The 12,554-nt window shown below is 71.5% G+C and carries 10 protein-coding genes; all 10 read left to right on the plus strand.

Annotation, left to right across the window (positions count from 1 at the left end; all coding sequences use genetic code 11):
• Positions 1-112: 112 nt before the first annotated feature.
• The 10 genes from IF47_RS0104615 to IF47_RS0104660 all read left to right on the plus strand — a co-directional run bounded on the left by IF47_RS0104615 (position 113) and on the right by IF47_RS0104660 (position 12,534).
• The gene (locus IF47_RS0104615) at positions 113-1,060 is read left to right on the plus strand and encodes a carbohydrate ABC transporter permease (protein ID WP_031506838.1); all 948 of its coding nucleotides are present in this window, start codon (positions 113-115) and stop codon (positions 1,058-1,060) included.
• Positions 1,057-1,965 carry a carbohydrate ABC transporter permease gene (locus IF47_RS0104620; protein ID WP_031506839.1) on the plus strand — a complete coding sequence of 303 codons (909 nt, stop codon included), beginning with the start codon at positions 1,057-1,059 and terminating at the stop codon, positions 1,963-1,965. Before IF47_RS0104615 ends, IF47_RS0104620 begins: the two co-directional genes overlap by 4 nt.
• Entirely contained in the window at positions 1,965-3,293 is a 1,329-nt protein-coding gene (locus IF47_RS0104625; RefSeq protein WP_078591564.1) for a Gfo/Idh/MocA family protein, read from the plus strand. Before IF47_RS0104620 ends, IF47_RS0104625 begins: the two co-directional genes overlap by 1 nt.
• On the plus strand, positions 3,290-4,225 hold the full coding sequence (locus tag IF47_RS0104630) for a DUF6807 domain-containing protein (protein ID WP_078591565.1): 936 nt from the start codon (positions 3,290-3,292) through the stop codon (positions 4,223-4,225). The genes IF47_RS0104625 and IF47_RS0104630 overlap by 4 nt, the downstream gene beginning before the upstream one ends.
• Positions 4,226-4,278: 53 nt before the next feature.
• Positions 4,279-5,817 (plus strand): glycoside hydrolase family 43 protein, encoded by a 1,539-nt coding sequence (locus tag IF47_RS0104635; RefSeq protein WP_031506842.1) that lies wholly within the window; start codon positions 4,279-4,281, stop codon positions 5,815-5,817.
• 141 nt (positions 5,818-5,958) lie between these two features.
• Positions 5,959-7,305 carry an ABC transporter substrate-binding protein gene (locus tag IF47_RS0104640; RefSeq protein WP_031506844.1) on the plus strand — a complete coding sequence of 449 codons (1,347 nt, stop codon included), beginning with the start codon at positions 5,959-5,961 and terminating at the stop codon, positions 7,303-7,305.
• A gap of 223 nt (positions 7,306-7,528) precedes the next feature.
• On the plus strand, positions 7,529-8,374 hold the full coding sequence (locus IF47_RS0104645; RefSeq protein WP_031506845.1) for a rhamnogalacturonan acetylesterase: 846 nt from the start codon (positions 7,529-7,531) through the stop codon (positions 8,372-8,374).
• A 70-nt stretch (positions 8,375-8,444) separates the two neighbouring features.
• On the plus strand, positions 8,445-9,803 hold the full coding sequence (locus IF47_RS0104650) for a pectate lyase family protein (protein WP_031506847.1): 1,359 nt from the start codon (positions 8,445-8,447) through the stop codon (positions 9,801-9,803).
• Positions 9,800-10,888, plus strand: coding sequence for a pectinesterase family protein (locus IF47_RS0104655; RefSeq protein ID WP_031506848.1), 1,089 nt, complete (start codon positions 9,800-9,802; stop codon positions 10,886-10,888). Before IF47_RS0104650 ends, IF47_RS0104655 begins: the two co-directional genes overlap by 4 nt.
• 224 nt (positions 10,889-11,112) lie before the next feature.
• Positions 11,113-12,534, plus strand: a complete 1,422-nt coding sequence (locus IF47_RS0104660; protein ID WP_031506850.1) for an NCS2 family permease — start codon at positions 11,113-11,115, stop codon at positions 12,532-12,534.
• The last annotated feature ends 20 nt before the right edge of the window (positions 12,535-12,554 follow it).

Genomic DNA, 12,554 nt, shown 5'->3' on the forward strand with positions numbered 1-12,554 from the left:
CACGCGCGCCACCGCGCCGTCCGCCACCGCACCGCACGACGCGCCCCACGATCCCCACCGACATCTCGAACGACGTTCGACAGTCATTCGACGACAGAACGGAGCCCCGGCAATGGCCCTCACCGCCGTGCCGAAGAAGCGCGCCCTGTCAGGGAGGCCAGGCACACCCGGCACACCCGGCACGTCAGGGAAACGCGGCCTGCCGTATCTGCTGATCGCACCGGCCGGCCTGCTGATGCTGGGTTTCATCGCCTACCCGATGCTCAGCGTCATCTACTACAGCCTCCAGCACTACAACGTCACCAAGCCCTGGCGGAACGGCTACGCGGGTCTGGAGAACTTCCGGGAGGTCTTCTTCGAGGACCCGCTGTTCTGGCAGACCCTCGCCTTCAGCGCCAAGTGGGTCGTCGTGGAGGTCTCCCTCCAACTCGTCTTCGGGCTGGCGCTCGCGCTGATCGTCAACCAGACGTTCGTGGGACGCGGCATCGCCCGGGCCCTGGTCTTCTCGCCCTGGGCCGTGTCCGGCGTGCTCACCACCACCATCTGGATCCTGCTCTACAACCCCTCCACCGGCCTGAGCCGCTACCTGGCCGACGTCGGCATCGGCGAGTACGGCACCTCGGTGCTCTCCGACACCGGCACCGTCTTCTGGGCGGCCGTCCTGGCCGAACTCTGGCGCGGCGTCCCCTTCTTCGCGATCCTCATCCTGGCCGACCTGCAGTCCGTCTCCAAGGACCTGTACGAGGCGGCCTCCGTGGACGGGGCGAGCCGCTTCCGGCAGTTCTGGCACATCACCCTGCCGCATCTGAAGGACGCGATCATCCTCTCCACGCTGCTGCGCGCGGTGTGGGAGTTCAACAACGTCGACCTGCTCTACACCCTCACCGGCGGCGGCCCGGCGGGCGTGACGACGACACTCCCGCTCTACGTCGCCAACACCGGGATCGAGGGCCACGACTTCGGCTACGCCTCCGCGCTGACCACCGTGGCCTTCGTGATCCTCCTGTTCTGCTCGATCCTCTACCTGCGCCTGAGCAAGTTCGGAGGCGACGACAAGTGACCGCCGCACTCGCAGAGAAGGGCGCCCACGTGCCCGCCCCGGCCGACGGCGAGACCCCGCCTCCGGTCGAGGGGAGGACGCGCCGGCGGCGGCCGGCCGACCAGCCGCCGCGTTGGCAGATCTTCCTCCCCCTGGGGCTCTACCTGCTGTTCACGCTCATCCCCTTCTACTGGATGCTGCTGTTCGCGCTGCGCCCCGCCGGTTCGACCTCGCTGGTGCCCTGGCCGGTCACCTTCGAGCACTTCGAGAAGGTCTGGAACGAACGGAGCTTCGGCACCTACTTCCTCAACAGCACCTATGTCGGCATCGCCTCGATGGTGATGACCACGGTGGTGGCGCTGGCCGGCGGGTATGCCCTGGCACGCTTCCGGTTCCGCCTGAAGAACGCCTTCATGCTGGCGCTGCTGTGCTCGCAGTTCATCCCCGGCGCGCTGATGCTCGTCCCGCTGTTCGAGACCTTCCGCAACCTCCAGCTCATCAACTCCGTGTGGAGCGTGATCATCGCGGAGACGGTCTTCCAGCTCCCGCTGTCGATGATCCTCATCAGCGGCTTCATCAAGAACGTCCCCGAGTCGCTGGAGGAGGCCGCCTGGGTGGACGGCTGCTCCCGGATACGCGCCTTCCTGGCCATCGTGCTGCCGATGCTGCGGCCCGGACTGATCGCGGTGGGCTCCTTCGCCTTCGTGCACAGTTGGAACCACTTCCTGTTCGCCCTGATGTTCCTCTCCTCCCAGGACAAGCAGACCATCCCGGTCGGCCTCAACACCCTCATCGGCGCGGACAGCGTGGACCTCGGCGCGCTCGCCGCGGGCGGCGTGGTCGCCGCGGTGCCCGTGGTGATCATCTTCGCCTTCATCCAGAAGTGGCTGATCACCGGTTTCAGCGCGGGGGCGGTGAAGGGCTGATGACCTCCTCCGCTCCCACCCCCTCGCGAACCATCTTGCGAACCCCCCTGCCGACCTCTCCGCGTCCTCCTCTGCGAACCCCCTTGCCCGTCGTCCTCGCCGGCGCCCGCGGCCACGGCCGCCGGCACCTGGAGAACATCCGCCTCCTCGCCGAGCGCGGCCTGGTCGAACCGGTCGGGATCTGCGAGGTGAACCCCCTCACCGCCGAGGAACTGGACGGCTTCGGCGAGTTGGAACAGTCCACCGACCTCGCCGCCCTGCTGGAACGCACCGGCGCACGCGTCGCCGTGATCTGCACCCCGATCCACACCCACGTCGACCTGGCGCTGACCGCCGCCGAACGCGGCGTCCACGTGCTGCTGGAGAAGCCGCCCGCGCCCTCCTACGCCGAGTTCGAGCGGATGGTCGAGGGGCTGCGGGCCGCCGGGGTCGCCTGCCAGATCGGCTTCCAGTCCCTGGGCTCGCACGCCGTCACCGCCATCCGCGACCTGGTCGCCGACGGCGCGATCGGCGAGGTGCGGGGCATCGGAGCGGCCGGGGCGTGGTCCCGCGACCTGGCCTACTGGGCCCGCTCCCCCTGGGCCGGGCGGCGCAGACTGGACGGCCGGGACGTGGTGGACGGAGTCCTCACCAACCCCCTCGCCCACGCCGTCGCGACCGCGCTGCGCATCGACGGCGGCGACCGTGCCGAGGACGTCGCCGGCATCGAGTTGGAGCTGTACCGCGCCAACGCCATCGAGGCCGACGACACCTCCTGCGTCCGCATCCGCACCACGCACGACGGCAAGGCGGGAGAGATCACCGCCGCCGTGACACTGTGCGCGGAGCGGCCCGGCGAACCGTACGTCGTCGTCCACGGCACCGAGGGCCGTATCACCTTCTGGTACAAGGAGGACCGCGTCCGGCTGGAACGCCGCGGCCGGGAGCCCGAGACCACCGAGCACGCCCGCACCGACCTGCTGCGCAACCTCGTCGCCCACCTGGTCGAGGGGGAGGAGCTGCTGGTGCCGCCCGAGCGCACCGGCGCCTTCATGCGGCTGGTGGAGGCCGTCCGCACCGCCCCCGATCCGCGACCGCTGCCCGCGGACGCCTGGCGGACCGAGCCCGAGGGGGGCGGCGTCGGCTCCGCGCGGCGGATCGTCACCGGCATCGACGACCTGGTCGCCGCCGGCGCCGAGCGGCTGGCCCTGTACTCCGAACTGTCCGGCGAGGGCGGCCCGACCGGCCAAGCCGGCCCGCGGGCCGACTGGGCCGTGCCCGCGGTGTCCGTGGGCGAAGCGGTGGGCGAAGCGGTGGGGGAGCCCGGGGGAGAGGGGGCCGGAGCATGACCGAGCCGCGCACCGACACCGTCCATGTCGATCCCCACGCCGACCCCCACGCCGATTCCCGGGCCGACGCTCCCGCCGGAACGGACGAGACCGTGGCGCTGCGCTGCGGCGGACGGACCGTGGCCCACTACGAGCACCGGCCGCGCCTCGCCGAGCGCGAGTCCCCCCGCCCCTACCTCCACCCCGTCCGCACCCTGGGCGGCACGGTCGTCACCGAACTGCGGCCCGCCGACCACGTGCACCACCTGGGGGTGAGCATGGCCGTCCCGGACGTCTCCGGCACCAACTTCTGGGGCGGACGCACCTTCGTCCGCGGCCGGGGCCCCACCGAGTTGGACAACCACGGACGCCAACGGCACCTGGCGTGGCTGCACCGGGGCGAGGACGGCTTCACCGAGGAACTCGCCTGGGAACGCGACGGCACGCGGCTGCTCACCGAGCGCCGCACCGTCACCGCCCGGACCCTGGACGACACCTGCTGGGCGCTGGACTTCACCACCGAACTGACCAACGTCCGCGCCGAGACGCTGTCCATCGGCAGCCCGGCGACCAACGGCCGGCCCGGCGCCGGCTACGGCGGCTTCTTCTGGCGCCCGCCGATCGGCCCCCGCCCGCCCGAGGTGTTCACCGCCGACGCCACCGGAGAGGAGGCGGTGCACGGCTCGCCGGCGCCCTGGCTGGCGATGGCCTCCGACACCTGGACGCTGGTCTTCGCCTGCGCGGACGCCGCCGGCCGCCACGACCCGTGGTTCGTGCGCGCCGCCGAGTACCCGGGCGTGGGCTCCGCGCCGGCCTGGGACCGCAGACTGCCGCTGCCGCCGGGCGGGAGGCTCGTCCGACGCGTGGTCACCGCGGTCGTCGACGGCCGGCTGGACCGCGCCGCGGCGGCCCGGATCGCCGCCCGCCTCACCGGAGAGGAGACGACCCCGTGACGGCCCTCCCCAAGACCCCCGCCCCCGCCGGCCCGCCGGCCCCCGAGACCGGCGTGCCGGTGTACCGCAATCCGGTGCTGAACGCCGACTGGTCGGACCCCGACGTCATCGCCGTCGGCGACGACTACTACCTGACGGCGTCCAGCTTCGGCCGCGCGCCCGGACTGCCGATCCTCCACTCCCGCGACCTGGTGAACTGGCGCATCATCGGCCACGCCCTGGAACGGCTGGAACCCGAGCAGGCGTTCACCTCGCCGCGCCACGACTGCGGCGTGTGGGCACCGTCCATCAGGCACCACGCGGGCCGCTTCTGGATCTTCTGGGGCGACCCCGACCACGGCATCTACCAGGTCAACGCCGAGGACGTCCGCGGCCCGTGGAGCAGACCGCACCTGTTGAAGGCGGGCCGGGGACTGATCGATCCCTGCCCGCTGTGGGACGACGACGGCCGCGCCTGGCTGGTGCACGCCTGGGCCAAGTCCCGCTCCGGGATCAAGAACCGGCTGACCGGCCACCGGATGAGCCCCGACGGCCGGGAACTCCTCGACACGGGCCGCACGGTCGTGGACGGCGACGCGCTGCCCGGCTGGTTCACCCTGGAGGGCCCCAAGCTCTACAAGCACGCCGGCTGGTACTGGATCTTCGCCCCGGCCGGAGGAGTGGAGACCGGCTGGCAGGGCGCCTTCCGCTCGCGGAACGTCCTCGGCCCCTACGAGGGGCGCGTCGTCCTCGAACAGGGAGACACGGACGTCAACGGACCCCACCAGGGCGCGTGGGTGCGGGCGGCCGACGGCAGCGACTGGTTCCTCCACTTCCAACACCGCGGCCCCTACGGGCGGGTGGTGCACCTCCAGCCGATGCGCTGGACCGACGAGGGCGAAGGGGAGGAGGCGGGCTGGCCGGTGATCGGGAACGACGGCGAGCCCGTCGCCGCCCACACCGGACCCGTCCCCGTGGAGCAGACCACCGTCCCCGCCCGCGACGACGACTTCCCCGGTGGACGCTTCGGCCGCCAGTGGTCGTGGACGGCCAACCCTCCCCTGGCATCCGACCGGGGAAACCACGGGGAAGGCTGGACGGTCGCCCACTCCGGCGACGGCCTGTGGCTGGTCTGCCGCCGCACCGCCGACGCCCACGACCTGCGCGCACTGCCCAACGTGCTGGTCCAGCGGCTGCCCGGCGACCCGTGCGTGGTCGAGGTCGAGCTGCGGCTGGACAGCGACGAGCCCGGCGCCAAGGCCGGACTCGCCGTCCTGGGCGACGCGTTCTCCTGGATCGGACTGGAGCGGGACGACTCCGGCATCCGACTGGTGCACCGCTTCGCCGAGTCGGTCGCCGAACACGAGCGGGACGCCGCGCACCCCCGGCCCGCCCCGAACGGCCGCGCGCGGCTGCGCGTGGAGATCCTCCCCGGCGCGCGCTGCCGCTTCTCCGCACGCACGGGGGAGGACACCGACTTCCTCCCCTCCGGTCCGCCCTTCGCCGCCACTCCCTGGCGCTGGGTCGGCGCCCAGCTCGGCCTGTTCGCCACCGCGCCCCAGGGCGGCGGCCCGGCCGGAACCGCCGCCTTCACCGGCTTCCGCGTCACCTGAGATCGCCGGGTCCCGGGGACGAGGACCCACCGACCCATCCCGCACCACCCGCACCACCCGTACGGACGACCCACCCCGGCACTCACACGACCCACAGCACCCACGCAACCGCACGACCGAGAACCGAGAGAAGAGCCGACGATGAACCAAGACCTCCGCCGCAGAGCCCGCATCCGCTCCCTGCTGGCCCTGGGCGTCAGCGCGACCCTCGCCCTCACCGCCACCGCCTGCGGCGACTCGGGCACCGAGGCCGGCAGCGAGGGAGACGGCAAGGGCAAGATCGTCTTCTGGGACAACAACGGTGGCGTGCGCACCGACGTCTGGAAGAAGATCATCGCCGAGTTCGAGAAGGAGAACCCGGACATCGACGTCGAGTACGTCGGCATACCGATCGCCGACGTGCAGTCCAAGTACGACACCGCCATCCAGGGCGGCGGCGACAGCCTGCCGGACGTCGGCATGGTCGGCACCGCCTACCTCGCCAACATGGTCGCCCAGGGGGCGCTCGAACCGGTCACCGACCGGATCGAGGACAGCTCGCTGAAGGGCAAGCTGGTCAAGGGCATGGTCGACAGCGTCGAGGCCGCCGGCGGTCAGGACGGAGAACTGTTCACCGTCCCGACCTCGGCCAACCAGGGCGTGCTGTGGTACCGCACCGACCTGTTCGACAAGGCCGGCCTGGAGCCCCCCACCACGTGGGAGAACTTCTACAAGGCCGCCGAGGAGCTGACGGACAAGAAGAACAACCGCTTCGGCTTCACCATCCGAGGCGGCGCGGGCTCCATCGCCCAGGCGCTGGAGATGATGTACGCCCAGTCCGGCATCGACAGCTTCTGGGACGGCGACAAGACCACCGTCAACGCCCCCGAGAACGTCAAGGCCCTGGAGAAGTACGCCGCCCTGTACAACAAGGTCACGCCCAAGGCCGACCTGAACAACGACTTCACCAAGATGGTCGCCACCTTCACCGGCGGCGAGGTCGGCATGCTCCAGCACAACCTGGGCTCCTACACCGACCACGTGAAGGCGTTCGGCGAGGAGAAGATCGACGGACTGCCGATGCCGCCCTCCGAGGACGGCGGCCCGCGCACCATGGTCTCCAACCCGGTCGACGGGCTGGGGCTGTTCAAGGCCGGCAAGAACAAGGCCGCGGCCTGGAAGTTCATCGAGTTCGCCGCGTCGGCGGAGATGAACAGCCTCTGGAACGAGTCGGCCGGCGCCATCCCCGCCCACACCGACGCCGCGGACGACGAGTGGATCGGCAAGGCCAAGCCCACCAAGACGGCCATGGAGTCGCTGGACGACCCGGACACCAGGATCGTCCAGCTCCCGTACTACCTGCCGGACTGGAACAGCATCAGCAAGGCCGACACCGAACCCAACTTCCAGAAGCTGCTCCTGGGCCAGATGACCGCCAAGGAGTTCGCCGACGACCTCGCCAAGAGGCTCGACGCGGCGCAGGCCGAGTGGAAGGAACAGATGGGCTGACCGGCCCCACGACCGGCCTCACCGGCCCGACCGGCCCGACAGAAGACCCCACGCAAGACCCCACGCAAGACCCCACGCAAGACCCCACGGAAGACCCCGCCGCGGACCGCCGCGGCAGCGCACCGCGGCGGGGCGCACCCGCCCCGCCGCACCCGCCTCCACCTCCACATCCCACACACGCACGCCCGACCCACACCCGGTACCCGAACCGAGGGGGTATCCCGTGCCCGTCACCCGCCGCCACGCGGCTGCGGCGCTCGCCGCGCTCCCGCTCGCCCTGACCGGCGCCCACACCGCGCTCGCCCACGGACCCGAACGATCCGGACAACCCGAACGACCCGGCCGTGGAGGCACCGTGTACATCGCCGGAGACTCCACCGCCGCCCCCAAGACCGCCGACGCCGCACCCGAGACCGGCTGGGGCATGGCCCTGCCGCTCTTCCTGCACCGCGCCCGGACGGTCGCCAACCACGCGGTCAACGGCCGCAGCTCCAAGAGCTTCCACGACGAGGGCCGACTGACCCCGATCCTGGAGGCCATCGGACCGGGCGACCTGCTGCTCGTCCAGTTCGGCCACAACGACGAGAAGACCGACGACCCGACCCGCGGCACCCACCCCCACACCACCTACCGGCAGTACCTGCGCCGCTACCTCGACGGCGCCCGCGCACGCGGCGCCCGCCCCGTCCTGCTCACCCCCGTCGAAAGACGCCGCTTCGACGCGGACGGACACGCCAGACCCACCCACGGGGAGTACCCCGAGGCGATGCGCGCCCTCGCCGCCGCCGAGAACGTGCCGCTGATCGACATCCAGGCCACGAGCCTCGCCGCATGGAACCGCCTGGGCCCGGACGGAACCCTGAGGATCTTCCTCCACCTCGCCCCCGGCGAACACCCGAACCACCCCGACGGCAAACAGGACAACACGCACTTCCGGCCCCACGGCGCCATCGAGGTGGCCCGCATGGTCGCCCGCGGCCTGAAGGAGTCGAGGCTGCTGCCGCCCGGCACCGTCCGACGGCTGGACGACACCGTCCCGGAGAGCGCGATCACCTGGCCGGCCGGCTGACACCCCGCCACACCGGACACCCCCCACCCACCACCCAACCCCCTCCCCGACATCCTCCGAAGGAGCCACAGTGAGAAGAAAAGTGTGCCAAGCACGTATCGCGGTACTGGCCGGATGCGCCTCGCTCGCCCTGGCGACCCTCACCGTCCCCGCCCAGGCCGCCCCGCGCTCCGGCGGCGACGTGGCCCGCGCCGTCCTCCCCACGGGGGACGGCTGGGCCTCGACCGAGGGCGGCACCACCGGCGGCGCGGCGGCCGACGCCGACCACGTCTTCACCGTCACCAACCGTGCCGAGTTGGCCGCGGCACTGAACAACGGCGACGACACCCCGAAGATCATCAAGATCAAGGGCACGATCCACGGCAACGCCGACGACCGGGGCAACCCGCTCACCTGCGAGGACTACCAGCGCGACGGCTACACCCTGGAGAAGTACCTCGCGGCGTACGACCCCGCCACCTGGGGGAAGGCCGAGCCCTCGGGCCCGATGGAGGACGCCCGGGCCGCCTCCGCCGCCGAGCAGAACAAGCGCGTCAAGCTCGCCGTCGGCTCGAACACCACCCTGATCGGCGTGGGCGACGACGCCACCGTCCTCGGCCTCAGCCTCCAGATCCGGGGCGTGGAGAACGTCATCGTCCGCAACATCACCTTCGAGGACACCTACGACTGCTTCCCGCAGTGGGACCCCACCGACGGGGAGAACGGCGCCTGGAACTCCGAGTACGACAACGTCGTGGTGTACGGCTCCCGCCACGTCTGGCTCGACCACAACACCTTCACCGACGGCCGCCGTCCCGACAGCGCCCAACCCCACTACTTCGGGCAGCTCTTCCAGCAGCACGACGGGCTGCTGGACATCGTGCGCGGCGCGGACCTGGTGACGGTGAGCTGGAACGTCTTCACCGAGCACGACAAGACCATCCTGATCGGCAACAGCGACAGCGCCACGGCCGACGACCGGGGCAAGCTGCGCGTCACCTTCCACCACAACCTCTTCGAGGACGTCAACGAGCGCGCCCCGCGCGTGCGCTTCGGCAAGGTGGACGTCTACAACAACCACTTCAAGCAGAACGCCGACGCCAAGTACGGCTACACCTGGGGCATCGGCAAGGAGGCCGCGCTCGTCGCCGAGCACAACGCCTTCACCCTCCACAAGGGCATCGCCCCGGCGGACACCATCCGCCAGTGGACCCCCGGCACCTCCATGACCGAGCGGAACAACCGGGTCAACGGCCGGTACGTGGACCTGCTGGCCGCCCACAACACCGCCAACCCCGACAGACTCCTGGGCGACGACGCCGGCTGGACCCCCGTCCTGCGTCCCCACGTCCACCACCCCCTGGCCGTCCCGCATCTGGTGGACCGGCACGCCGGCGCCGGAAAATTGGAGGTCAAGGGCGGGGACAAGGGCGGGAAGGGGCGGAAGTGAGCGCCACCCGCCGCGGCGCCCTCCTGGTCGGGGCGGGCGCCGCCCTCTCCCTGACCCCGGCGGGCCGGGCCCACGCGGGAACCACCGGCCGCGCGGGCCGGACGAAGGGGACCCGACTGACCGTCGCGAGGGACGGCGGCGGCGACTTCACCACCGTGCAGGCCGCCGTCGACGCCACGCCCGACCGCCCCGAGGTGCCCTGGACCGTCGTCCTGGCCCCCGGTGTGTACCGCGGGACGGTGCACATCCCGGAGACCAAGACCGGACTGACCCTGCTGGGCGGCACGGGCGACCCGCGCGACACCGTGATCGTTTACGACAACGCCGCGGGCACGCCGAAGCCGGACGGCTCCGGCACCTACGGGACCTCCGGCAGCGCCACGGTCACCGCCCGACCCGACGGGTTCACCGCTCGGCGGATCACCTTCGCCAACGACTGGCTCCGCGCCGACCACCCGGAGATCACCGGCGGCACCCAGGCGGTGGCGATCAAGGTGATGGGCGACCGCTCGTTCTTCGACCGCTGTCGCTTCCTCGGTCACCAGGACACCCTCTACACCGACACCCGCGACGCCTCCCTCACCGCCCGGCAGTTCTTCCACCGCTGCCATGTGGAGGGGGACGTGGACTTCGTGTTCGGGCGGGCCACCGCCGTCCTGAGCGGCTGCGAACTGCGCACTCTCGACCGGGGTGTGGACTTCCGTCCCCAGGGGTTCGTCTTCGCCCCGTCGACGGCGGCCGGCACCCGGTACGGCATCCTCGCCCACCGCTGCCGCTTCACCACCACCGCCCCGGCGGGCGCGTACAAGCTGGCCCGACCCTGGGTGCCCGGCGGCGACCCGACCGCCCGTCCGCGTCTGGTGGTGCGCGACAGCGTGATCGGCGCCGGCATCGACGCCGGGGAACCGTACGCGAACATGCGCGAGCAGTACCCCTGGCAGGGCTTCTTCTTCCGGGAGCACGCCAACCGCGGTCCCGGAGCGGTCGTCGGCGATCCCGCGAACCGTCCGCGGCTGACCGCGGCCGAGGTCGTCGAGCACACCCCGGACCGCTACCTCGGCGACTGGCGTCCCGCCGTCTCCTGACGGACACCGATGAGACCCGAGCCCGCCCGGCCCGCGCCGGGCGGGCTCGGGCGTTCGCGCGCCCTGCTCGCGCTCTCCGCGCTTCTCCGTGCGCGCCCACGCCTCCCCGGTGGGGTGGGGAAGCCCTTTCCGCGCCACGCGGTCCGTTGGAAGGGTCCGACCGGGGGACCCGACGGATGGGCACAATCGCCCCCGCAGCGCCGTCCGCATCACCGAGGAGCGTCATGTCCGCACCACCCGTCCCCCCGGTTCTCGACCGGTTCTTCAAGATCAGCGAGCGAGGGTCCACCGTCGGCCGGGAAGTGCGCGGCGGTATCACCACGTTCTTCGCCATGGCCTACATCCTGGTGCTGAACCCCATCGTTCTGGGCGGCGCCGAGGACAAGTTCGGTCACCAGCTCTCCGCCGCCCAACTCGTCACCGTCACCGCGCTGGTGGCCGCGGTGATGACCGTGCTGATGGGGCTGACGGCCAACATTCCGTTGGCGCTCGCCGCCGGGCTGGGCATCAACGCGCTGGTGGCCTACCAGATCGCGCCCACCATGAGCTGGGCCGACGCGATGGGTCTGGTGGTGCTCTCCGGCATCGTGGTCTGCGTCCTGGTCGTCACCGGTGTGCGCGAGGCGATCATGTACGCCGTCCCCCGGCAGATGAAGCAGGCCATCAGCGTCGGCATCGGTCTGTTCATCGCCTTCGTCGGCTTCGTCGACGCGGGCTTCGCCACCCGGGTCCCCGGGGAGACCGGTTCGGTGCCCGTCCAGCTCGGCGACGACGGCACCCTCTCGGGCTGGCCGGTGTTCGTCTTCTGCCTGGGGGTGCTGCTGACGGTGGCCCTGCTGTCCCGCGGGGTGAACGGCGCCATCCTCGTCGGGATCGTGGTGATGACGGTGGTCGCGATCGTCGTCAACGAGATCGCCGACATCGCCCCCGAGCGGTGGGGGTTGACGGTGCCGGCCATTCCCGACGACGTGGTGGCGTTCCCCGATTTCGGCCTGGTGGGGGAGTTCAGCCTGCTCGGGGCGGTCGAGCAGGTCGGCGTGTTGACCGTGGTGCTGCTGGTCTTCACGCTCTTCCTGACCGACTTCTTCGACACCATGGGCACGGCGGTCGGCGTCAGCAGCGAGGCCGGACTGCTGGACGAGCGGGGCCGGGTGCCGCACCTGGGCCGGCTGCTGTTCGTCGACGGCCTCGCCGCGGTCGCGGGCGGAGCGGCGTCCGCCTCCTCCAACACCAGCTTCGTGGAGTCCGCCGCCGGGGTGGGCGAGGGCGCCCGCACGGGGTTGGCCAACGTCGTCACCGGCACCCTGTTCGCCCTGGCCCTCTTCCTCACCCCGTTGGCCACGATCGTCCCCGCCCAGGCCGCCGCCCCGGCCCTGGTCGCGGTCGGCTTCATGCTGATGGCCCAGGTGCGGAGCATCGACTGGACGCACATCGAGATCGCCGTCCCGGCCTTCCTCACCATCGTCGTGATGCCCTTCACGTACTCCATCACCAACGGCATCGGCGCGGGTTTCATCGCGTACGTGGTGCTCAAGACCGTCGTGGGCAAGGCGCGCGAGGTGCCGCCGCTGTTGTGGGCGGTGGCCGGGCTGTTCGTGGTCTACTTCGCCATCGACCCGATCGAACAGCTCTTGGGGGTGAGCTGACGCGGGCCTGGACGTGCCCC

The sequence above is a fragment of the Streptomyces megasporus genome, assembly GCF_000718985.1.
GTDB classification, from domain to species: domain Bacteria; phylum Actinomycetota; class Actinomycetes; order Streptomycetales; family Streptomycetaceae; genus Streptomyces; species Streptomyces megasporus.

What these genes read in the sequence shown, in the direction of transcription:
- IF47_RS0104625 (WP_078591564.1), top strand. Translation starts at nt 1,965, where the DNA reads ATGACCTCCTCCGCTCCCACCCCCTCGCGAACCATCTTGCGAACCCCC.
- IF47_RS0104640 (WP_031506844.1), top strand. Translation starts at nt 5,959, where the DNA reads ATGAACCAAGACCTCCGCCGCAGAGCCCGCATCCGCTCCCTGCTGGCC.
- IF47_RS0104615 (WP_031506838.1), top strand. Translation starts at nt 113, where the DNA reads ATGGCCCTCACCGCCGTGCCGAAGAAGCGCGCCCTGTCAGGGAGGCCA.
- IF47_RS0104630 (WP_078591565.1), top strand. Translation starts at nt 3,290, where the DNA reads ATGACCGAGCCGCGCACCGACACCGTCCATGTCGATCCCCACGCCGAC.
- IF47_RS0104660 (WP_031506850.1), top strand. Translation starts at nt 11,113, where the DNA reads ATGTCCGCACCACCCGTCCCCCCGGTTCTCGACCGGTTCTTCAAGATC.